Origin of the sequence: Allobacillus saliphilus (assembly GCF_018138385.1) — a bacterium.
Taxonomy (GTDB): domain Bacteria; phylum Bacillota; class Bacilli; order Bacillales; family Alkalibacillaceae; genus Allobacillus; species Allobacillus saliphilus.
Map to the genome: position 1 here is coordinate 96,477 of NZ_JAGSIE010000010.1, position 23,700 is coordinate 120,176.

At 37.9% G+C, this 23,700-nt stretch carries 19 protein-coding genes, 2 tRNA genes and 1 other annotated feature; of the genes, 4 read left to right on the forward strand and 17 right to left on the reverse strand.

Going from position 1 to position 23,700, the window contains the following annotated elements; genetic code table 11:
* Positions 1–36 precede the first annotated feature (36 nt).
* The 7 genes from KC820_RS04585 to hemA form a co-directional block, all read right to left on the reverse strand.
* Complete coding sequence (locus KC820_RS04585; protein WP_212368590.1) at positions 37–2,688, reverse strand: valine--tRNA ligase; 2,652 nt, start codon at positions 2,686–2,688, stop codon at positions 37–39.
* 57 nt (positions 2,689–2,745) lie between these two features.
* Positions 2,746–2,969: a binding site (T-box leader), on the reverse strand.
* A gap of 291 nt (positions 2,970–3,260) precedes the next feature.
* Positions 3,261–4,379, reverse strand: coding sequence for a LysM peptidoglycan-binding domain-containing protein (locus KC820_RS04590; RefSeq protein WP_212368593.1), 1,119 nt, complete (start codon positions 4,377–4,379; stop codon positions 3,261–3,263).
* Positions 4,380–4,844: 465 nt separating this feature from the next.
* Complete coding sequence (gene hemL, locus KC820_RS04595; protein WP_212368596.1) at positions 4,845–6,134, reverse strand: glutamate-1-semialdehyde 2,1-aminomutase; 1,290 nt, start codon at positions 6,132–6,134, stop codon at positions 4,845–4,847.
* Positions 6,135–6,149: 15 nt separating this feature from the next.
* Complete coding sequence (hemB, locus tag KC820_RS04600; protein ID WP_212368598.1) at positions 6,150–7,127, reverse strand: porphobilinogen synthase; 978 nt, start codon at positions 7,125–7,127, stop codon at positions 6,150–6,152.
* On the reverse strand, positions 7,124–7,900 hold the full coding sequence (locus KC820_RS04605) for a uroporphyrinogen-III synthase (RefSeq protein ID WP_212368601.1): 777 nt from the start codon (positions 7,898–7,900) through the stop codon (positions 7,124–7,126). The genes hemB and KC820_RS04605 overlap by 4 nt, the downstream gene beginning before the upstream one ends.
* Positions 7,900–8,832 carry a hydroxymethylbilane synthase gene (hemC, locus tag KC820_RS04610; RefSeq protein ID WP_144087607.1) on the reverse strand — a complete coding sequence of 311 codons (933 nt, stop codon included), beginning with the start codon at positions 8,830–8,832 and terminating at the stop codon, positions 7,900–7,902. The genes KC820_RS04605 and hemC overlap by 1 nt, the downstream gene beginning before the upstream one ends.
* 203 nt (positions 8,833–9,035) lie before the next feature.
* Positions 9,036–10,400 (reverse strand): glutamyl-tRNA reductase, encoded by a 1,365-nt coding sequence (gene hemA, locus KC820_RS04615; RefSeq protein ID WP_212368604.1) that lies wholly within the window; start codon positions 10,398–10,400, stop codon positions 9,036–9,038.
* Positions 10,401–10,589: 189 nt separating this feature from the next.
* Between hemA and KC820_RS04620 the strand changes: the two genes are divergently transcribed.
* On the forward strand, positions 10,590–11,069 hold the full coding sequence (locus KC820_RS04620) for a LiaI-LiaF-like domain-containing protein (RefSeq protein ID WP_212368607.1): 480 nt from the start codon (positions 10,590–10,592) through the stop codon (positions 11,067–11,069).
* A gap of 145 nt (positions 11,070–11,214) precedes the next feature.
* On the opposite strand, the gene yihA is transcribed toward KC820_RS04620, so the two are convergent.
* From yihA to KC820_RS04655, 7 genes are all read right to left on the reverse strand, one after another.
* On the reverse strand, positions 11,215–11,802 hold the full coding sequence (gene yihA, locus KC820_RS04625; protein WP_212368609.1) for a ribosome biogenesis GTP-binding protein YihA/YsxC: 588 nt from the start codon (positions 11,800–11,802) through the stop codon (positions 11,215–11,217).
* A 6-nt stretch (positions 11,803–11,808) separates the two neighbouring features.
* Positions 11,809–14,127 (reverse strand): endopeptidase La, encoded by a 2,319-nt coding sequence (gene lon, locus KC820_RS04630; protein ID WP_212368611.1) that lies wholly within the window; start codon positions 14,125–14,127, stop codon positions 11,809–11,811.
* Positions 14,128–14,332: 205 nt separating this feature from the next.
* On the reverse strand, positions 14,333–15,607 hold the full coding sequence (gene clpX, locus KC820_RS04635; RefSeq protein ID WP_144088013.1) for an ATP-dependent protease ATP-binding subunit ClpX: 1,275 nt from the start codon (positions 15,605–15,607) through the stop codon (positions 14,333–14,335).
* Between the two features lie 386 nt (positions 15,608–15,993).
* A complete protein-coding gene (gene tig, locus KC820_RS04640; RefSeq protein ID WP_212368613.1) occupies positions 15,994–17,325 on the reverse strand; it encodes a trigger factor in 1,332 nt (443 codons plus the stop codon).
* Positions 17,326–17,460: 135 nt separating this feature from the next.
* The gene (locus tag KC820_RS04645; RefSeq protein ID WP_212368614.1) at positions 17,461–18,447 is read right to left on the reverse strand and encodes a hypothetical protein; all 987 of its coding nucleotides are present in this window, start codon (positions 18,445–18,447) and stop codon (positions 17,461–17,463) included.
* 115 nt (positions 18,448–18,562) lie between these two features.
* Positions 18,563–19,420, reverse strand: a complete 858-nt coding sequence (locus KC820_RS04650) for a fructosamine kinase family protein (protein WP_212368615.1) — start codon at positions 19,418–19,420, stop codon at positions 18,563–18,565.
* A 126-nt stretch (positions 19,421–19,546) separates the two neighbouring features.
* A complete protein-coding gene (locus KC820_RS04655; protein ID WP_212368616.1) occupies positions 19,547–20,821 on the reverse strand; it encodes a C40 family peptidase in 1,275 nt (424 codons plus the stop codon).
* 299 nt (positions 20,822–21,120) lie between these two features.
* On the opposite strand from KC820_RS04655, the gene KC820_RS04660 reads away from it, so the two are divergent.
* On the forward strand, positions 21,121–21,513 hold the full coding sequence (locus KC820_RS04660; RefSeq protein ID WP_212368619.1) for an SLAP domain-containing protein: 393 nt from the start codon (positions 21,121–21,123) through the stop codon (positions 21,511–21,513).
* 57 nt (positions 21,514–21,570) lie between these two features.
* Here KC820_RS04660 and KC820_RS04665 read toward each other — a convergent pair whose 3' ends face one another.
* On the reverse strand, positions 21,571–21,672 hold the full coding sequence (locus KC820_RS04665; protein ID WP_212368624.1) for a YjcZ family sporulation protein: 102 nt from the start codon (positions 21,670–21,672) through the stop codon (positions 21,571–21,573).
* A 291-nt stretch (positions 21,673–21,963) separates the two neighbouring features.
* Here KC820_RS04665 and KC820_RS04670 point away from each other — a divergent pair.
* Both KC820_RS04670 and KC820_RS04675 read left to right on the forward strand, forming a co-directional pair.
* Positions 21,964–22,037: transfer RNA gene (locus tag KC820_RS04670), tRNA-Gly, on the forward strand.
* 20 nt (positions 22,038–22,057) lie between these two features.
* Positions 22,058–22,131: transfer RNA gene (locus KC820_RS04675), tRNA-Arg, on the forward strand.
* Between the two features lie 100 nt (positions 22,132–22,231).
* Here the strand turns inward: KC820_RS04675 and KC820_RS04680 are convergent.
* On the reverse strand, positions 22,232–22,816 hold the full coding sequence (locus KC820_RS04680; protein WP_212368625.1) for an XTP/dITP diphosphatase: 585 nt from the start codon (positions 22,814–22,816) through the stop codon (positions 22,232–22,234).
* A gap of 13 nt (positions 22,817–22,829) precedes the next feature.
* A complete protein-coding gene (gene rph / locus KC820_RS04685) occupies positions 22,830–23,564 on the reverse strand; it encodes a ribonuclease PH (RefSeq protein ID WP_212368626.1) in 735 nt (244 codons plus the stop codon).
* Between the last annotated feature and the right edge of the window lie 136 nt (positions 23,565–23,700).

Sequence of the window (23,700 nt, forward strand, 5' to 3'; positions counted from 1 at the left end):
CTACATTGTGTCAGGCAGTTTATGTTGAAATGTAAATTATTTAAGTTTTTCTAGTTCCTGAATTCGCTCTTCGACTAGCTGGCGTTTTTCCAAGTAATCTTTTTCCTTCTCTCTTTCTTGTTGTACAAGCTTTTCAGGTGCTTTTTGAACAAATTTCTCATTGGATAATTTCTTCTGAACCAAATCAACTTCAGATTGCCATTTTTTAAGCTCTTTATGCAATCGACTTAATTCTTCTTCTAAATTTACTAAGCCTTCAAGCGGGAAGAATAATTCAGCCCCACTAACAACAGCTGTTTTGGATTGTTCAGGTGCTTGAACCTCTGTACTGATTTGCAGTTCTTTAGGATTACAGAACTTCTCTAAATAATGTCGATTATCCTCCAACTCGCTCACGATTGTATCATCGCTCGCTTTAACTAGAATACGGATTTCCTTCGACATCGGCGTATTAACCTCAGCTCGAACATTTCTGACAGCACGAATCATTGCTACAAGTCGTTCCATACGCTTCGCACTTTCTTGGTCAATGTGCGCTTTATTCACAGTTGGCCATGGTGCTACTGTGATCGATTCACCTTTATGCGGAATGTGTTGCCAAATTTCTTCAGTGATAAATGGCATAAATGGATGAAGTAACTTCATAATGGCATCCAACGTATGGATGAGGACTGATTTTGTTGTGATCTTTTGTTTTTCATCATCACCATACAATGGTAGCTTTGCCATCTCAATATACCAGTCACAAAAGTCGTCCCAAATAAAGTTGTATAAATATCTTCCTGCTTCGCCAAAGTCATATTTATCAATATTTCTAGTTACTTGTTCAATCGTTTCATTCAAACGAGTTAAAATCCATTTGTCTGCAACTGATTTCTCCCCAGAAAAATCAATGTCATCATACGTGAAATCTTCTAAATTCATAATGACAAATCTGGATGCATTCCAAATTTTATTAGCGAAGTTCCAAGTAGACTCAACTTTTTCCCAGTGAAAACGCAAGTCTTGACCTGGTGAAGATCCTGTCGATAAGAAGTAACGTAATGAATCAGCACCATACTTTTCGATAACATCCATCGGATCGACACCGTTTCCTAGTGACTTACTCATTTTTCTACCTTCTGCATCACGAACCAACCCATGAATTAACACGTCTTTAAATGGGCGACGGTCTGTGAAATGTTTTGATTGGAATATCATTCGGGATACCCAGAAAAAGATAATGTCATATCCGGTAACAAGTGCACTAGTAGGAAAATACCGATTAAAATCTTCACTTGACTCATCTGGCCAACCCATCGTTGAGAAAGGCCATAAAGCTGAAGAGAACCATGTATCCAATACGTCATTATCTTGTTCCCAATTCTCTAAGTCTTTTGGAGCTTCTCGACCGACATATAGCTCGCCTGTTTCTTTATGATACCAAGCTGGAATTCGATGTCCCCACCATAATTGACGTGAGATACACCAATCTCGAATGTTTTCCATCCAATGGAGATACGTCTGTTCAAAACGCTCTGGAACAAAATTGACTTTATCTTCAGTTTGTTGTAACTTGACTGCCTCCTCAGCAAGAGGACCCATTTTAACAAACCACTGTGTTGACAAATAAGGCTCCACGACAGCGCCGCTTCGTTCGGAGTGTCCTACGGAGTGCATGTGATCTTCTATATTGAAAAGAACACCTTCTTCTTGAAGATCCTTCACGAGTTGTTTTCGGCATTCGAAACGATCCATACCTTCATACTTACCCGCGTTCGCATTCATCTGGCCGCCCTCATCCATTACAAGGACTCTTTCAAGGTTATGACGGTTTCCAATTTCAAAGTCATTTGGATCATGTGCTGGTGTGATCTTAACAGCACCAGAACCGAATTCCATATCAACATAATCATCACCGATGATTTCAATTTCTCGACCAACAATCGGTAGAATGACTTTTTTACCAATCAAATGATTGTAACGCTCGTCATCTGGGTGAACAGCAACAGCCGTATCACCTAACATCGTCTCTGGACGAGTTGTCGCAATCTCAATATATCCATCTTCATCTTTTAAAGGATATCTCATATGGTAGAATGCACCTTGTACCTCTTGGTAAATAACTTCGATATCCGATAATGCTGTTTTTGTGCTTGGATCCCAGTTAATAATATATTGTCCACGATAGATTAGGCCTTGTTCGTATAGGCTAACAAAAACTTCTTTAACAGCATTGGACAATCCTTCATCAAGCGTAAAACGTTCTTTTGAGTAATCCAGTCCTAATCCGAGTTTTTCCCATTGGCTTCTGATAAAACTCGCATACTCTTCTTTCCAATCCCATGCTTGCTCAAGAAATTTTTCCCGTCCTAGATCATATCTACTTTTGCCTTCTTCTTTTAACTTGGCTTCGACTTTCGCCTGAGTTGCAATTCCTGCATGGTCCATACCAGGTAACCATAAAACGTCATACCCTTGCATACGCTTATATCGAGTTAAAATGTCTTGCAATGTCGTATCCCAAGCGTGACCTAAATGGAGTCTTCCTGTAACGTTTGGCGGTGGGATCACAATTGTATACGGTTCTTTGTTGTCATTCTCTTCTGCTTCAAAAAACTTTCCTTCCATCCAAAATTGGTAACGACCTTTTTCTATCTTTTCTGGATGGTATTTCGGTGCCATTGATGTGTATTTTTGTTCTTCCATTCCAACATCCTCCTTATTAATTGTGATAAAAATATAAAAAAATCTTTCCATCCTTATAAAAAGGACGAAAAGATTTGAATTTCGCGGTACCACCTTTATTCACAGCATATGTCACTGTGCATCTCACCTGTTAACGGTTTTCCCGTCTTCTTCTACTGTTCATTTCAAAGAAGCTGCCAATTCAGAGCGACCTTCCAAGTTTTCAATCCGAGGAAACTTTCAGCAAATTGTTTCCCTCTCTGTCGGTATTCCACCTGTACTCTTCTCCTACGGGCATTTACGTTTATTTGTTTAACATTATTATATACAACGAGTGAATCAAAATCAATGAATTAATACACAGTGTTACCGCATTTTTCATATTCTATACAAAAGGAGGTCATCCGAGTGGGTAAATACTATCGCTACAGGGTTCCCTATGGGGTTCGTAAGGTTATTATTATCGTTGAATTTTCCATCTTTCCAATCGTCTGTTACCAAGTGTTACGTACTATATTTTTACCTACAACATTGGATGTATTTCTATGTTGTATTTTTATCGGAGTCTTCATTATGTTTCGGTCAAAATGGATCTAATTCTTTTTTTCTACTTGGGGAACATATATCATATCGCCCTCTTCAAGCATACTAGAGTCTTCTAAGTCATTCATTCGCTCTAATTTAGAAGTCGGTAAGTTATAAGTTTCGGCAATCGATTCAAGTGTTTCATTTTTTTGGACAAAACGAACAGTCAGTTGTGAAGAAGTAGGCTCGTCGTTTCGAAAAAATTTGGACAAGTAACTTAGTCCGCTAGCTTCTTTTTTCTCATCTGCCTCCGCTTTAACTTCTTTTTCTTCTTCTGCAATAGGCTCTTTCACGTCATACTCATCGTCTTCTTTCATATGCTTTTCACTCGTATCCGCAGCTTCTTTTTTATACAAGGATTTTTTATTTTTTTTGCTTTCTACTTTATCTTCATGTTTTTCTTCTAACTCATCTTTAGTCGATTCTTTTTTATCGAAGAACTCAGCAAATGATTGTGACTTATCTTTTTTTAAGAAGTCCCTGCCTTTCTGTTCTTCTGGAGAACCATCTTCGTGAAAAACCTCTTTGATAGGTTCTTCTGACGGTTGAGCTGTATGTTGTTCCTCAGATTGTTCTGTCGATGCATTAGTCAATGACTCATCATGAAAAGGCGGATGTTCTTGTTGTTCTTGAAAAGTAGGGAACTCTTTTAATTCGAAATCAGATGGCGCTGATTGTTCAGGATAGGCATCATTTGCTTCCCGTTCTGCAATTCCATCTATTCGAATACTTGATTGAATATTTAATGTTTGTGGTTCTGGTAACTCATAATCAAAGTAATCAACTTTAACTTCCACATGATGATCCCTTTCTACACGATCGACTGGAACCGTAATATCCACAGGAATGGGGTACTGAAAAGTCATAAATCCATTATCCAACATCCGTACTTGCTGCACGACGTTATCTTCCTCTTCATCTACAATATAAAGTGGTTCTTTTTTTGGAAAGGTTTGATAATCACCTGAAACAACTAGTACACCCCTTAGTTGAATGTAATTTTCCTCTTGGATGACATCCACCTCGGGATCGATTGAAATACTATAAAGATCATCCACCTCTTCGCCTTGCCGGAAGCTAATTTTTTCATAAATTTTAAATGCATATGGTTCCTTTTTGTTGGTCATAAGCATCCTCCCTATATCCTTTTTTTCAAATCCTGTGTGATTTGATATTCGCTTGATAGTTAACAGAGCCTTTCTCTAATCTATATGATTCTTTTTCTATAAAATGAAAACTTCATGAAAGAAAACATCTTCGAGAGTAATTTTCTATTTAAGCACGCGCTCAGGAATTGTGAATTTTTAAATTGAGGCAAAGACGAATGTTTGAAGAACAATGAAGTAAGTGGACAGGAAGTAGAATCAAAATACGCGGACGTTAGTTAAGTAAATGCATGTGTAGCGAATGCGATGTTCGACTGCTGACTGTTGAAGTTGGGTTGCTGACTGTTGAAGTTGGGTTGCTGACTGCTGAAGTTTGGACTATGACTGCTGAAATTGGAATGCTGCCCTAAGTCTAAAGTGAAAAATAAAATCCAAACGATTTATTTACATCTAAATCGTTTGGATTTTTATTTCTTCTATAAACGTTTACTTATTATATTTTTTAAATGCATTGCGGGCTGCTTCAACTGTCTGATCAATTTCATCCATTGTATGTTCAGTTGATAAAAACATTCCTTCAAATTGTGAAGGTGGTAAGAATATACCTTGTTCAGCCATTTCACGATAATACGTAGCAAACCATTCGAGATCAGATGTTTGCGCTCTTTCAAAATTAGTCACTTCTTTATCGGTAAAGAAGAAGCCAAGCATAGAACCTGCACGATTTACTTGTAATGGAACACCAAATTCTTTAGCCGCTTCCTGGAATCCTTGAACTAGGCGATCGGCTTTTTCATTAATCGCTTCATAGGACTCTTCTGTCAGCTGGCTTAACGTTGCAATTCCTGCAGCCATCGCAAGTGGGTTACCGGATAATGTACCTGCTTGATAAATATCGCCTTCTGGAGCGATTCGTTGCATGATCTCTTTTTTACCTCCGTAAGCACCAACAGGCAGTCCGCCACCAATAACTTTTCCGAGACAAGTTAAATCTGGTGTGACACCGAAATGACCTTGTGCACAGTTATAACCAACACGGAAACCTGTCATGACTTCATCAAAAATGAGTAATGTGCCATGATCTTCGGTTATTTTGCGTAAGTTTTGTAAGAAGTCATTTACAGGTGGAACGACTCCCATATTCCCAGAAACTGGCTCAACAATAACTGCTGCCAAATCATCGCCGTACTGTTCAAAAACATAGCGTACACTTTCCATATCGTTGTATGGTACTGTTATCGTGTTTTGAGCAATAGACTCAGGTACTCCTGGACTATCCGGCAATCCTAAAGTCGCTACTCCGGACCCTGCTTTAATCAATAATGAATCGCCGTGACCGTGATAGTTCCCTTCGAATTTTAAAATTTTGTCTCGTCCTGTATATCCACGAGCTAATCGAAGTGCACTCATTGTAGCTTCCGTACCTGAATTGACCATTCGAACTTTTTCAATGGAAGGCACGCGCTCAATAACCATCTTTGCTAATTCATTTTCATATTTAACGTTTGTACCGAAGCTAGTTCCTTTTTCCATTACCTCTTTTAACTTAGAGACAACTGCATCGTGAGCATGACCAACAATTAATGGTCCCCAACTAAGCACGTAATCAATATACTCATTCCCGTCTACATCGTAAATACGAGAACCCTTTCCTTTTTCCGTATAAATAGGTGTCATATCAACTGATTTGAAAGAACGAACAGGTGAATTGACTCCCCCTGGTAGCAAATGTTTTGCTTCTTCAAATAACTTTTGTGATTTTTCATATCGGTTCATTATTAAAAGACCTCCTTAGGATTCACTTAACCATTTTGCGATATCTTTTGCAAAATAAGTAATAATCAAATCCGCGCCTGCCCGCTTCATTGAAGTGATTTTTTCCATGACAATCGCTTTTTCATCGACCCAGCCATTTTGTGCTGCTGCTTTGATCAAGGAATATTCACCACTTACATTGTAAGCTACGACAGGTAATGTATACCGATCCTTGACCTCTCTTACGATATCTAGATAGCTCAAAGCTGGTTTGACGATGAGAAAGTCTGCCCCTTCTTCAACATCAGTATCTGCTTCTCGTAACGCTTCAATTCGGTTAGCTGGATCCATTTGATAGGTTTTTCGGTCACCAAATTGTGGTGTACTATCAGCCGCTTCACGAAATGGTCCATAAAAAGCAGATGCGTATTTTACTGCATAAGACATAATCGGGATATTTTCAAAGCCTGCTTCATCTAATCCTTCACGAATTTCCTTAACGAAACCGTCCATCATGTTTGACGGGGCAATGATATCGGCTCCTGCTTGAGCTTGAGATACAGCAGTTTGTACGTGCAATGGTAATGATGCATCATTGTCTACATATCCATCATGAATAACGCCGCAATGCCCATGTGATGTATATTCACACAAACAAGTATCTGCAACGACAAGAATTTCTGGGTATTCCTGTTTGATTAAACGGGTTGCTTGCTGGATTACGCCTTCATTGTCGTATGCTTGTGTCCCAACTTCATCTTTTTCTTTTGGTAAACCAAATAAAAGTACAGCTTGAATTCCTAATGCTTTAATCTCTTTCATTTCTTCTGTTAAACGGTCTAGTGATACTTGATACACACCTGGCATCGAAGATACTTCATTTCGCTGTCCGTTCTCTTCCAAAATAAACAACGGATAAATTAGATCTTCTTTACTCAGATGTGTCTCTCTTACTAAATCTCGCATAGCCGGTGTTCTTCTGAGTCTTCTATGTCGGTCAAATGTATTACTCATTTTGATTCCTCCTCAAGCACTTGCTTCACGCGTTTTGATAATCCGCGAAGTGTATACTTTTCTGGTACATATGTTTTCGTAAAGCCTGTTTGCAATGCTTTTTCTTGAGTCGTCGCACCGATACAAAAGCATGACTTCTCGTATATTTCTTTTGGCGTTTGTTCTAATAATGTAAAAAAGGCATGAATGGATGATGGGGAAGTGAAAACATAGTAATCAAACGGCTGCTCTTCATACAGCTCGTTTAACTGCTTCTGTGCTGAATAATTAATCACCGTTCGATATACATACATATTTTCAAAAGAAAATTGTTGCCGTTCGAACTTTTCATCAATTATTGTTCTCGACAATTCCCCTTTAATCAATAACACTTTCTTCGGTATGTCAACTTCAAGAAACTCTTCTCCCATATGTTCCGCATCGAATGTACTTGGGATGAAGTGCACTGTTAAACCCTTTTTTTCAATTTCAGCTGCAGTACCTGTACCGACTGCAGCTATTTTTTTATCTGATAAATCAATCGAGCCATAACCTAACCAGGTAATTGTTTCATAAAAAAATCGTACGCCTTTTGCACTCGTGAAAAATAGCCAATCATATTCATTCAAACGGTTCAAAAATTGTACATTTTCTTCTCTCTTCCATAATTCCGTTTCAATTACAGGGACAGAGAAAATTTCACACGGCTCATTTTTCAATGGTTCGGTGAATTTTGCGGCCTGCTTGGAGTCTCTCGAGAGAAAAACCCGTACATTTGAGGGTGTTGCACTCATTACGATTCATCCATTTCCGCTTTTGCTTTTGCAACTAATTCAAGCGCGCCTTGCTCGATTAAGTCTTCAGCTGCTAGTCGACCAGCTTCAATTGGATCCTTCGCCCTTCTTGTTGTTTGAATCACAGTTTTTCCATCAGAGGAAGCAACTAATCCACGAATCTCAACCTCATCATTTTCAAGCGTTGCGTAACCCGCGATTGGAACTTGGCAACTTCCTTCTAGCATATTAAGTAATTTACGTTCAGCTTTTACGGTGATTTCGGTATACTCGTCATTAATTTGCTGGATCAGTTCACGTAATTCAGTATCATCTTCACGACACTCTAACGCTAATGCTCCTTGACCAATAGCAGGTAAGCACACATCTGATTCTAAAAATTCCGTTACGATGCTAGGGTCCCAACCGACACGCTTTAACCCAGCCGCTGCTAATAAAATGGCATCATAATCTTCCTCTTGCAACTTACGTAGGCGTGTCTCAATGTTTCCTCTAATCCACTTAATTTCTAAATCAGGTCGATATGCTAGTAGCTGTGCGCCTCTCCGTAAACTACTCGTTCCGATAATTGCTCCTTCTGGTAAATCATCTAACTTTACATGGTCTTTTGCAATATACGCATCTCGATAGTCTTCACGCTCAGGGATACATCCGATCATTAAACCTTCTGGCATATCAGATGGCATATCTTTCATACTATGAACAGCTAGGTCGATTTCATGGTCGTACATAGCTTTTTCAATCTCTTTTACAAATAGACCTTTCCCGCCGACTTTAGATAGCGTAACACTCTGAATTCGATCTCCTGTCGTGACAATTTTTTTTATATCAAACGTATAGTCATTTGTTTTTTTCTTCAGTTCATTAATAACCCACTCGGTTTGAGTGATGGCTAGATTACTTCTTCTTGACCCGACGACAATATTTCTCATTTTAACGTCCTCCTAGAATTACTTTCTATAACTAATAGTAGTAAAGTTACATTCATTTGTAAAAGATAATCCCATGATTCAATTTTCTTTTCATTCACTACAAAATCATTTGTGAGCAGAGATAAAAAACAACCAGAAGACTAAGACTGCCTTCTGGTTGTTTCATAATCGTTAGTCTATACTCGCTGAAGATATCATTGGGTTTATTGAATTGCTTTGATCAAGCCAGCAATCGGTAGGGATTGACTAACTGTTTTATGGCTATGGTGTTTCTTATTTTGAAACTCTAATTCTTCTTGGACTTCTTCTTCGATACCAAAGATCTTTACAAATAATTTCAGCATATCTTCGGCTTCTTCGTCACCAGCCATCTCTTTTGCTTGAAGAATGGGCTCTTTTAACATTTGATTAATGATACTCTTCGTATGCTTGTTCAATACTTTTCGTTCACGGTCAGTCAGATCTGGCATTTTTCGTTCAATAGATGCCATAGTCGCCTCTTGAATCGAAAGAGCTTTATTACGCAAAGCTGAAATTACCGGAACGACTCCCAGCGTTTGTATCCATTCATCGAATTCATCCAACTCTTTATCAATCATTCGTTCAATTGCATGCGCAGCATTTTGTCTTTCTGCCAAGTTCTTATTAATAACTCCTTGCAGATCATCGATATCATATACAATCACACCGTCCAAATCACTTATTGACGGGTCGATGTTACGCGGTACGGAAATATCAATTAAGAATAAAGGTTTTCCATTTCGACGACTTACCAATGGTGCTAACTGTTCTTTCGTAATAATGAAGGAATCAGTAGATGCAGAAGTAATCAGAATATCTGCTTCTTGCATCACTTCATCTAATTCGTCCATAGACTTAGCGACACCTTCAAACTTATCAGCAACTTCTTTTGCTTTTTCATACGTTCTATTAATAACGGTAATTTGGCGAATTCCTGAACCATGAAGATTCTTCACTGCAAGTTCACCCATTTTACCCGCACCTAATATAGCAACGTGTTGCTCTTTTAGGTCATTAAAGATCTGTTTTCCTAATTCTACAGCAGCATAACTAATAGAAACTGCATTTTCACCGATCGCTGTTTCACGATGTGCACGCTTTGCCACCGTCACTGCTTGTTTGAATAATTGGTTGAAAATCAAACCTGAAGATTCAACTTCTTGAGCAACCTGAAAAGCTTTTCGAACTTGCCCGAGAATTTGTGTTTCTCCTAATACCATGGAGTCGAGTCCTGCTGTCACCTTCATTAGATGACGAACTGCATCGTCCTCTTCTTTAATTTCAATATATTTTTTAACATAATCAAGCTCTAATGAGAATTGGTTAGCTAAGAACCGTTTTACATAATAACGCCCTGTGTGTAATTGATCCGCTACGACGTATAACTCGGTACGGTTACAAGTGGAAACAATTACATTCTCAAGAATACTTTTTTCTTGATTTAACTCGAGCATTGTTTCACTTAAGTTTTCATCTGAAAAAGCCAGTTTTTCACGGATTTCAACTGGGGCTGTTCGGTAGTTGACACTCAACACAATAAAATGCATCTTTCTTTCACCCCTCATTTATCGTACAATCATCAATGAATTCAGTATAACAAAAATGTTTCGCTCAATTGCTTACTACTTTGAACGAATTATGAAACTTATATTATATTAGAATGATTTTAATTCCATATAGTAGCCTATCATAACCAATGAGGAACAGCAAGAAAACCGTTTAGGGAGTGACTTTTCATGAAACAATCCAAAACTTTTATTGGCGTTTTATTAATCGGATTTGGACTATTTTTTGTCTTACAACAGTATTCTATACCAATTCTTTCCCGATTTGACACTTGGCCTACCATTTTAATCATTTTAGGAATTGCATTTCTTGCCCAAGGATATTTGAATAAACAACCAGAATCCATTTTACCTGGTGGTATTCTTACCGGGCTAGGCATTCACTTTCATGCGCTTCAACATTGGTCTAGTTGGATTGATCACTGGGGCATGTATACGTTGATTGTCGGATTTTCCTTTTTGCTTCGTGCCCATAAAACGAATCAAGGAGTAATGGCTGGCCTTGTATTGGTAATTATTTCATTAATCGGCATTTCCTCGATTACGCTACCGAGATGGTTTGGTTGGGTTGATTACATTTTCGTGCAAATCGAACAATTTTGGCCATTCTTACTGATTGGACTTGGTGCTTTCTTTTTATTCAAAAAATAAAGATGAGATGGTTCTAGCTTAAAAAATTATATGTACAAGTAGCCAACTTCATACAGTGTAGTTATGCTTTATTCCAATTATCACGTTCGTAATTGGAATGTGTCAAAAAAATTCCCGGACTAGTATTCTAGTCCGGGTTATGACTTCATGATTGTATATAGGATGTTACGTATCTCCACGCTTCTTCTTTTCCTTCAGCAGTTTCAGCAGAAAATCCAACTAAATGATCCTCTGACTCCAATTCAAGAACATCCTTAATGATTTTTAAATGCTTCGCTTTTTTTGATTTTGATAGTTTATCGATTTTCGTAGCCACGACGATAACAGGTATTTCATAATGCTTAAGAAAATCATACATGACTTGGTCATCCTTCGTCGGTTCGTGTCTGGAATCAATCAATAGAACAGTTGCTTTGAGTGATTCACGAGTTACAAAGTATTCCTCCATCATTTTTCCCCAAGCTTCTCTTTCTTTTTTTGAAACCTTTGCATAGCCATAACCAGGTACATCGACAAAGTAAAATGATTCATTCAATTGATAAAAATTCAACGTTTGTGTTTTTCCTGGTTTCGATGATGTACGAGCTAATGCTTTCCGGTTAATCATTTTATTGATAAAGGATGATTTACCGACGTTGGATCGGCCAGCCAGAGCAATCTCTGGCAAGCCACCTTCTGGATATTGCTTTGCACTAACTGCGCTTATAATTAATTCTGCTTGATTTATTTTCATTCGATTTTACTCCTTTAAAAGGGCGTGCTCCAACACTTCATCCAAGTGAGAAACAGTGATAAATGTTAAGTCATCCCGAATACTTTCTGGAATATCTTCAAGATCTTTTTCATTTTCTTGAGGAATCAAAATGGTCGTCAACCCAGCTCGATGAGCACTAAGCGATTTTTCCTTCAACCCTCCAATAGGTAGCACACGACCTCGGAGTGTAATTTCCCCAGTCATTCCTACCTCTTTCCGAACTGGACGATTTGTAAAGGCTGAAACGAGTGCGGTTGCGATTGTAATTCCTGCTGATGGACCATCTTTAGGTGTTGCGCCTTCTGGAACGTGGATATGAATATCATACGTTTCATAAAAGTCAGCTTCTAACCCAAGTTCATCCGCTTTCGCACGAACGTAACTGAGAGCAGCTTGTGCCGACTCTTTCATGACGTCTCCCAGTTTACCGGTTAAAGTCAATTTGCCTGTACCTTTTGCAAGGGACACTTCAATGGATAATGTGTCACCTCCGAATTGTGTATACGCTAAACCTGTTGCCGCGCCGACCTGGTGTTCATCTTCACGCTGACCGTAACGGAAACGCGGTTTTCCTAAAAATTCTTCCAGTTGCTTCTCCGTCACTACAACACGTTTCTTTTCACCGGACACAATTTGTTTCGCTGCTTTTCTGCAGAGTGAAGCAAATTGTCTTTCTAATCCACGCACTCCAGCTTCCCGAGTGTACTGACGAATTAATTTTAAAATCGCTTCGTCTCGAAATTGAACCTGGCCTTTTGTCAGCCCGTTCTCTTTAATTTGTTTCGGAATAAGATGCTGCTTGGATATATGGAGTTTCTCTACTTCGGTATAACCAGCAATTGTAATAATCTCCATTCGATCACGAAGAGGTTCAGGAATCGTCGCTAGCTGATTCGCTGTAGCGAGAAACATCGTTTTCGATAAATCATATGGCTCTTCAATATAATGATCACTGAATGAGTGATTTTGTTCAGGGTCAAGAACTTCTAACATGGCTGAGGACGGGTCTCCTCTAAAGTCATTGGACATTTTATCAATTTCATCCAATAAAAATACAGGATTGATTGTCTCAGCTTTCTTCATGCCCCGAATAATTCTTCCTGGCATTGCCCCAACGTAAGTTCTACGATGACCACGAATTTCAGCTTCATCTCTCACTCCACCGAGAGATGCACGGACATACTTTCGATTGATGGATCTGGCAATTGACTTAGCTAATGATGTTTTCCCAACACCTGGTGGTCCAACTAAACATAAAATCGGCCCACTTAGTTTATCGGTTAGTTTTTGAACGGATAAATATTCTAGAACACGTTCCTTCACTTTCTCCAAGCCGTAATGGTCAGCATCTAATATCTTTTGTGCTTTAGGAATATCAATGTTATCTTCCGTTTCCTCTGTCCAAGGTAAACTTACTAACCATTCAATATAATTTCTAATAACCGAGCTTTCGGCTGAGCTTTGAGGAACTTTTTCGTATCGATCTAATTCTTTATTGGCAACTTCTGTAATTCGCTCAGGCATATTCGCTTCGTCTATTTTTTGACGAAGCTGGTCAATTTCTCCACCTTTACCGTCTTGTTCTCCCAATTCTTTTTGAATTGCTTTTAATTGTTCACGGAGATAATACTCTTTTTGCGTTTGTTCCATTGACTTACGCACACGCTGACCAATCTTTTTCTCCATCGTAAGAACTTCTTTTTCGTTGTGAATTAGTTGCAGCAAGTAATCTAGGCGGTCAGGTATATATACATACTCTAAAATATTTTGTTTATGGTGCAAACGAAGTGGTAGGTGTGATGTAATTAAATCCGCAAGATTTCCTGGATCTTCAATATCTTTTACCGTATCGAATGTTTCCTGATTCAACTTTTTCGATATTTTTGTATATTCCTCAAATTGACTGATCAACATACGAAGCATTGCTTGCTCCTCAACACGATCACCATGTTCTTCTTCAAGTGTCGTATATTCTGCTTTGAAGTATGGTTTTGTTTGGTTAAAGGAAAGAATCTTCGCACGTTCGACTCCCTCAACTAAAATTCGTCGTGTACCATTTGGAAGCTTAACCATCTGTTTAATCGTTGCAACTGTGCCTGTCTGATAAATATCTTCCGGTGAAGGATCATCTGCATCTGTGTTTTTTTGCGTCGCCAATAAAAATTGACTGTCTTCTACCATCGCATCTTCCAGTGCAGCAATTGATTTTTCTCTACCGACATCTAAATGCATCACCATTGTTGGATAAATGATGATCCCTCTTAACGGGAGTAGTGGTATCTCTTTTACGTTATTTTCTTTCATTAATTGTACCTCCAAGTTGTGGTCCGATGTTCTTTCGTTAGAAAACCACTTTGATCTTTTTTATGATACATACCTAATAAATATTATGTACGACAAACGAAATCATATCGTAAGGGTTTGAACGAATTATATTTATAAAAAAAGTTAAAAAAGGTACTCTCCTCATGTCGATGAGAGTACCTTTTCAACTAAAGATTCTATCAAATTAAGCACTTTCTCTAGGTGTCATGTCTTGCTCAACGACAGATCCGTCTTTCAGTACGAGTTTTGGTTTACCATTGCTCTCTTCAACGGTCTCCTTCGTAATAATACATTTTTCAATATCGTCACGAGAAGGAAGGTCAAACATCACATCAAGCATAAGTGCTTCTAAAATTGATCTCAGACCACGTGCACCTGTTTTTCTTTCAATCGCTTCATTAGCAATTGCTTTTAATGCGCCTTCTTCGATTTCAAGCTCGACATTATCAATGTCAAATAACTTCTCATACTGCTTCGTCAAAGCGTTCTTCGGTGCAGTTAAAATTTCGACTAATGCATCTTGATCGAGTGGTTCCAAGCTTCCGATAACAGGCAAGCGTCCGATAAACTCTGGTATTAAACCAAAGCGGAGCAAGTCTTCAGGAAGAACTTTAGAAAGTAATTCTGATTCTGTCATCTCTGGCTTTTTCGCTTCTGTACCAAAGCCGATGACACGCTCACCAAGACGACGTTTTACAATTTGATCAACACCATCAAACGCACCGCCTACGATAAACAAGATGTTCGTCGTATCAATTTGAATAAATTCTTGATGTGGGTGCTTACGACCACCTTGAGGAGGTACACTCGCTGTTGTTCCTTCTAAAATTTTCAGTAACGCTTGCTGTACACCTTCACCAGATACGTCACGTGTAATGGATGGATTTTCAGACTTACGGGCAACTTTATCAATTTCATCAATATAAATGATGCCTTTTTCTGCTTTCTCCACATCATAGTCAGCTGCCTGAATTAATTTTAATAAGATATTTTCAACATCTTCACCAACATAACCCGCTTCAGTTAGTGATGTAGCATCTGCTATTGTGAATGGTACATTTAAAATTCTCGCTAATGTTTGCGCTAGTAATGTTTTACCACTACCCGTCGGTCCGAGTAACAAAATATTACTTTTCGCAAGTTCTACATCGTCGTTCTTAATGTTGGAATTAATTCGTTTATAATGGTTATAAACAGCCACAGACAACGATTTCTTTGCTTTATCCTGACCGATTACATAATCATCAAGGATGTCACAAATTTCCTTCGGTTTAGGAATTTCTTTCAAATCTTCTTCTTCAACCGTTCCTAATTCTTCTTCTACAATTTCAGTGCATAAATCAATACATTCATCACATATATAAACGCCTGGTCCAGCTACAAGCTTTCGCACTTGATCTTGTGTTTTACCACAAAACGAACACTTTAATTGTCCTTTTTCTTCACTGAATTTAAACATTATTTCACCCCAAAATCAGTATTAATAATCTATTTGAACTTCTTACGTTGTAAGTTGCATTAACCGTATTTCCCATTATGTACTGCTAAAGAAAAATAGTCAAAAGATAAACTTTACTTCTATTCGTATGCAATAAAACAAGAATGTTTCCTTTTAACTCACCATGGTTTCGTCGATATTTCAGAATTTAAGCTCTTCGGGTGAGGCCTTAAGTTACTTTTAACTCAGTTAGCTTACTCTTTCACGGTTCCTTACATTATGAATAGCCAGTCTATTATAGCTTACCTTAAAACAAGTGCCCTTAAACTCATATCTATGATGTTCATTCATTATGTAAAAACGGAGCACGTAAAGAAACTTACGTGCCCCTTTAGTTTGGGTATTAATTATTCATTTGATTGCTCTTCTTCTTTAGTTGCTTCTTCTTTAGGCTCTACAAGTTTCGCATTTTCAAGAAGGAAATCAATTGCTTTTTGAAGTTTTAGATCACCTTTCAATGCGTCTGTATTTCCACCAAGCATTTGTCTCAATTGATCAACTTCCATTTGATATTGAGATGCCATATCTTCGAGTTGCTTATCAACATCTTCTTCTGTTGCTTCAAGCTGTTCCGTTTCTGCGATTGCTTCTAACGTCAAGCTTGTTTGTACACGTTTACGAGCATCTTCTTTCATTTGCTCTTTTAGATCATCCTCTGTTTGACCAGAGAATTGAGTGTACATTTCCATTGTCATACCTTGCATTTGTAGACGTTGTTCGAATTCTTGTACCATGCGGTCAAGCTCATTATCAACCATGGCTTGAGGAATATCAATTTCTGAGTTCTCAGAAGCTTTATTGATTAATGTTTCACGCTTCTGATTTTCAATTTCGTTTTCTTCTTCGTCAATTAAACGTTGCTTCGTCTTTTCTTTCAATTCATCAAGTGTTTCAACATCATCATCAACGTCTTTAGCGAATTCATCATCTAACTCAGGTACTTCTTTGTACTTGATGTCATGGATGTTCACTTTGAATGTAGCTTCTTTACCAGCTAGTTCTTCAGCTTGATAATCTTCTGGGAAAGTAACTTTAATTTCAGTTTCTTCTCCTGCAGATTTTCCAACAAGCTGTTCTTCGAAACCTGGAATGAAGGATTGAGATCCTACTTCAAGTGAGTGGTTTTCTGCAGAACCGCCTTCGAATTTTTCACCATCAAGGTAACCTTCAAAATCAATAACAACTGTGTCGCCTTCTTCAACTTGTCCTTCTTCTTTGACAACAAGCTCAGCTTGTTTTTCTTGAAGAGTCTTCAATTCGTCATTGACATCTTCATCCGTTACAGAAGCTTTTTTATCTTCTACTTCAAGACCTTTGTATTCGCCAAGCTTCACTTCAGGCTTCACGGTAACTGTTGCTGTAAAGATGAATGGTTTACCTTTTTCAATTTGCTCGATATCCACTTCAGGCTGATCAACTGGTGTAATTTCCACTTCATCAATAGCTTCACTGTAAGCTTCAGGTAGAATGATATCAACTGCATCTTGATATAAAGATTCAACACCGAAACGTTGTTCAAAGATTGGACGAGGTACCTTTCCTTTACGGAATCCTGGAACCTGTACATCTTTAGATACTTTTTTGAAAGCTTGGTCCAACGCTGAGTCGAATTTTTTCTCATCGACTTCAACCGTCAAGACGCCTTCATTTCCTTCTTTCTTTTCCCATTTTGCTGACATTATAATTCCCTCCAACATCTATTCATTCATTTTAAAACAATAGATTTTTTTCATGCATTTCACGATTCTATCATATGCAACCATTATATTATAACATAGAAATTTTTCGGTTCAACACCAACGCGTTCAACGGTTTTAATCATCAATTTGTGAAAAATAAACCTTTTCATAACGCTCGATTTTCTCCATCCATTCCTTTTGGTCTTTTGTCATTTCATTTTGTTGCGAAGAAGTTTCATCTAACGTCAAATATTGTCTTGCCAATGCAAGAACAGCATCTGCTACATCTGTTGCCTGCTCTAAATTTGGTGTGAACGGAAACAAAATATATAAATAACGATACAAAATCTGCTTCATAAAAGAAAATAGAGTCGGATCTTCCTGCTCAACGCCTTCCAGTGCATATAGAACCTTTACGGCAAACTTCGTATCCAAAACATCATCGATGAGGGTAGGGTTTACTACCATATATTTTTCAAACTTTTCAATTTCAAGGTTCTCATTAACTTCTTCATCCATACACCATTGAAGTAGGCCTGTTTTAATTACTGGATTTAATTTCGTATCAACAAAGTACGGCTTAATAAGACCTAAGTACGGTCTTACAGCAAAGGTTCGATGATAGGACAACAACTTCCATTGTTCTTTAAAATGACCATTTTCCAAAGAATCAATGAAATGATCCATATCTTTTTCTTTCTCTTCAGCTCCAGTTGTGGTTAAGAATTCATCACATTGATCATAAAGCAATTGAAAGTGTGCCTTGTATTCTGGAGGTAAATTCGTATCATTTTCGAGTTGATATAATGTATCCATTACTTCCGAATATTGATTCGAATGAAACAAAATATTTAAATAGATATGTATGTATTGATAATAATTCGCTTCATCTTCCTTCATTAATTTCCGACATAAACCTATTGCTTGTTCATTTTGTCCCAACTCACTAAGTGAAATGATTTTAGCAATCAATATTTCTTTGGAAGCTGCGTTAAAGCTTTCTAACTTATGTATTAAAAGTAATGCTTCTTCATAATTTTTATTCTCAATTGCAAGTCTACTTTGCTCTTCCAAGTCCTTTTTCCAACCTGGAAACATTACAACCTCTTGTTTTTCATTCATAATCACCCATCCAATCTTATCTTGGTACGTATCTCATTACCCCTTTCCTAAAAAGGAGAAACTTCAAAATTAGAATATATGTAAAAAATTAATGCATATTTAAAAATCCCGCCTCCTAGTTATATCGGTTTATGATCCGGTCAACTGAAGCTCCATACACCTCACCGAACAAATTTAAATGAACGAGCAGATAGTAAAGTTGGTAAATTTCTTTCATATCGTTGTAATTAGAATCAATTGGGTAAACATCGTTATACGCTTTGTAAAACGCTTCACTGAATCCGCCAAATAATTCTGTGAAGGCTAACTCAAATAATCGATGTCCAAAAAGAAACGATGGATCAATTAAATAAGGGATGCCATTTGGGCCCACTAACCAATTCCCACCCCAAAGATCTCCGTGTAAATACGAGGCATCTACATCATTTGGAAGTAATGTATCCAAACGTTCCATTAGCATTTCAAGTTTTTTACGACGAACATCTTGTATAGTCCCTGTTTCTATGCCGAGCTCCAATTGGTTTCTCAGTCGGTAATCCCGATAATAGTCGACCCATGAAACAGACATCGCATTTTTTTGAGTAAGTGTACCAATATATGTATCGGAACAAAATCCATGTTTTGAATTTGTTTGTTGATGCAAGCGGGCGAGATCCCTTCCTAACATAACATCTGTTTTAGAAGTTTGAACCCCATCAATCCATTCCATCAATAAAAAAGCCCTTCCTGGTTCGTCCGAATAATGGATTACTTTAGGAACTTGAATGGTCTTCGTACTTCTAATCTTTTCTAATCCTGTTTTTTCAATATGAAAAAAATCTTGTGGTGCATTCGTATGTACTTTCATAAAAAATTGGTTTTTAGCCGTTTGTATTTGATAACTGTCGTTTATTGAACCGCCTGAAACGGATTTAACTTGCTGAATCTCCTCCTCTATACCAGTCTGTTCAAAAAGTTCGTTTACTAAACACATTTTTTAAATTTCCTTTCCATTTTATTGCTGTTTCAATTATATACGAATTCCATAAATCTTCAAAAACAAAAGAAAAACGGTACCAAGGAAAATCCTTGATACCCTTTTTGTCATTAAGCTCTATCGTTACCTTACACGACGAACGTGCCCAGCGAACTTGCTTTTCCAATATCCTTGAGTCATATCTGCAACTGCAAGGCCTGTTGAATTTTGAGAACCGATAAACTTTCCGTTACCCAAGTAAATCCCTACGTGGCCGTTTGTTTTGTATGTGTTAAAGAAGACGAGATCACCTGGCTGTGCTTGGCTATAAGAAATTTTTGTACCAGTTGAACTCAATCCAGCTGTACTGCCAGGAACTGAGATTCCAGCTTGCTTGAAAGCCCAATGAATAAATCCTGAACAATCGAACCCTGCCGTCGTTTTTCCGCCCCATCGATATGGTGTGCCTAGATGAGCATACCCTGCATTAACTGCAGTCGATATATTCCCATTCGCTGTAGGTGCACTTTTTGTCTTTTTTGACTGCTGACTTTGCTCACTTTTACTCTTAGAGCCTTGGACAACTGAAGAACCTTCATCATTATTAGATGACTGATGGGAAGCCAATACAATCGTTTCTGCTTGTTGTTCAGCTTGCTTTTGAGCAATTTTACTTTTTACTTGCTGTTGCATATTCGCTAATTCACTGTCTTTGATTTGAAGCTCATCTTGCAATGCAAGCAATTCAGACTGCTTGTCTTTTAATGATTTTTGTTTCTCTTTTGCTGCATCTTTTTGATCTTCGATTAAAGAGATCATTCCTTGTAGCTCAGTTTGCATATCTTTTAGTTCTTGTAACTTGCTGAGTACTTTATTTTGTTTGTTCTTTACAGTTTCTTTATCTTCTTGTTGCTCTTGGATAAGTTGCTTGTCGGAGTCCATAATTTTCTTCACGGCATTTGACCGACTAATAAACTGACCCATGTTTTTGGAACCTAAAATAACCTCGATATAGGCGATGTCTCCTCCATTACGATGATAGGAAATGAGACGTTCTTTAATGATATCTCTACGAATCTCGATGTCTTTTTCAATCTTTTCTATTTCATCTTCTAATTGGTCGACTTCATTTTCTGTTTGGTCTACTTTTTCCTCTGTTTCATCCATTGTTCGTTGGTTTTCTTCTAGGGTTTCATTCAGTTGCTCAAGCTCTTGATTTAATTCTTCTAATTCCGTTAACACTTGGTTAACTTCTGATCGAGCATCTTCTATATTTTGTTGTACATCAGCTCGCTCGCTCTGTATTTCAGATTGCTGGTCTTCCAAGTCTTCGATTGTCTCAGCATATGTATGTATTCCAAAAACACCAGTAATGCCAATTGCTAAACAAGACGAACGAATAAGTGACCTTAATTTCATTTGTAAATCCTCCCAAATAGAATTGCTAGATTGTTAGATTTTTGTTTGCCTCAGTATAACATTCATAGATTTCAAAGAGATTAACTGTATATTACAATTTCATTTCAAATTAACTAAATATAAGTCGTTTTTTGTATATATGTGTTAATAATTGGAATAAAATAATGGGTGCTCGAACATATATACCTAGCAAAGTATAGTTCTTTTTTCATAATCATGTCATACGTGTTAATTCTTTTGTCCTTATGGTTCTTCTTGTACAATGGAAGAAGTCTTGCGCAATGTGAGGGGGCAATTAAGTGCAGCAACTACAATATCATTCAGCTTGGATCAAACAAGTAGATTCGACGTTGGACCAACAAATCCAAAAGGCATTTATTCAAACCAGAGAAAATGAAGATCAGATAATCGTTCCGTTGAGACAAGCAATTAATCATAAGGGAGACTATTTGCTTACTGTGCTTTTGCATAATCGTGAGCAACAAATATTGAATCTATCCACTGTTCATTTATCCGTATCCTCGCTATACTTCCAAGCGAATCAACAGCATTTTTCGTCAGCTGAGTGGAGTGTTGAACCGATGACAAGTGCTCCATGGACTTTTATATTTTCAGAGTCAAATTATTCTGGTGAATTGACTGACGATATTTCAAATCTAACAATTGAATTTACTTCCTCTAATCAAAATTAAATAAGTCCCCTCATATTTTGAGGGGACTTATTCATGAATATCACTTAACTATTGATCTTAGTAGCCGTAACCGCCACCATACCAGGATGCTCCAACAATAATCAACAAAATAAACAAGACGACAATTAAAGCAAAACTGCTTCCATATCCTTGACTCATAAACGTTACCTCCCTTTCTCCTTTATTCATACACTATGTAGAGCACCAGCTATGTGTTTGAGCGAATGACTAATTTGATTCAAAAGAAAATGTTTTTTACTGCTATAATTCTTATTTAAATCTTGAATTCATTGCTTATGTTTAAGAAGCCTTGCTTCATTTAACCAAATTCATATATTTTTTTATTTAGTTGGTTGACATTGCTAGCTATCCTTTTATATAATAGGTCTTGTCCGAAAAAGATAAATCATCTTTCTTGGTTCAAAAATGGCTTTAATACATACGTCTCATGCGGGTGTAGTTTAGTGGTAAAACCTCAGCCTTCCAAGCTGATGTCGTGGGTTCGATTCCCATCACCCGCTCCATTCTATGTCAATAGTCAAATGTCCCAGTAGCTCAGTAGGATAGAGCAACAGCCTTCTAAGCTGTGGGTCGGGCGTTCGAATCGCTCCTGGGACGTACCTGAATCCAGTAACCGAATGGTTACTGGATTTTATTTATGTTTCAAAAAAAATCGAACGAGATTATATCTCGCTCGATTTAACTATGTGACGTTAATTTATTTGAGATAGTTAAGCATTTTCTCCAAAGCTTTTTTGCGATGACTGATTTCGTTTTTGACTTCTGGTCTTAATTCACCAAAAGACTGTTCATATCCATTCGGTTGAAAGAGAGGATCATAACCAAACCCTTGATCGCCACGTCTTTCCGTTAATATTCTACCTTCACATCTTCCTTCTGTCGTAAGCGTCTTCTCACCTGGATGAGCAAATGCTAACACGCAAACAAATGCCGCATCACGCCCTTCACTCTTCTTATCCTGTAAATTCTTCAGCAATTTATCGTTATTTGCTTCGTTATTTTTTTCTACCCCTGCATATCTGGCTGAATAAATCCCTGGTTCGCGGTTCAACGCATATACTTCTAAACCAGAATCATCTGCTAAAACCGGAATATGATATGTCTTCGAATAGGTTTCTGCTTTTAACACTGCATTTTCTTCAAACGTTGTACCCGTTTCTTCTACATCTTTAGCTTCTGGAAATTGTTCCATTAAACTTTTGATTTCCACACCATGTCCACTAAAAAGCTCTTTCATTTCTTTTAATTTACCTTCGTTTGTGGTTGCCACATAAATGATCATTGAATATTCTCCTTTAGATAAGTGAAGCATCTTCGCCAAGTGCAGCTTTTTGTATATCAAAAAGTTCTTTAATGCCTTTTTGTGCAAGTTGAATCATATCGTTAAGTTGGTCAGGTGTGAACGTTGCTTCCTCTCCAGTACCTTGAAGCTCAACAAACTCATTTGCCTCTGTCATGACGATGTTCATATCGACAGCGGCTGCAGCATCTTCGACATAGTGAAGATCAAGCAACGGTTCTTTGCTATCGCTTAATCCGACGGAAATAGCTGCCAAATATTGCTGAATTGGCATCTCATTGATTACTTTTTCTTTGAGTAGCTTGCTGCATGCAAGCGAAACCGCTACGAATGCTCCGGTGATCGACGCTGTACGGGTTCCGCCATCAGCTTGAATTACATCACAATCCACCCAAATCGTCCGTTCTCCAAGTTTGTTCAAATCAATGACTGCACGTAACGCTCTCCCAATCAGCCGCTGAATTTCCATTGTGCGGCCTGTTACTTTACCTTTGGATGATTCACGGATGTTTCTTCTCTCTGTTGCCCGAGGTAACATAGCGTACTCTGCAGTTACCCATCCTTTTCCTTCACCACGCATGAACGGAGGCACTTTATTCTCAACACTTGCACTACATATGACCTTCGTATCACCCATTGTAATTAACACAGAGCCTTCAGGATGTTTAATATAATCTGTTTCAATCTGAACACTTCGTAGTTCATTGGCTTGTCTTCCATCAATTCTCATTCAACAGCCTCCTAATGAATAAATTCTTACTGCACTTTACTATGTGTAAATATCTTTCCAAACAATCGAGTAGGAGGAGGTAGTTAACCTCCGACCTCTCACACCACCGTACGTACGGTTCCGTATACGGCGGTTC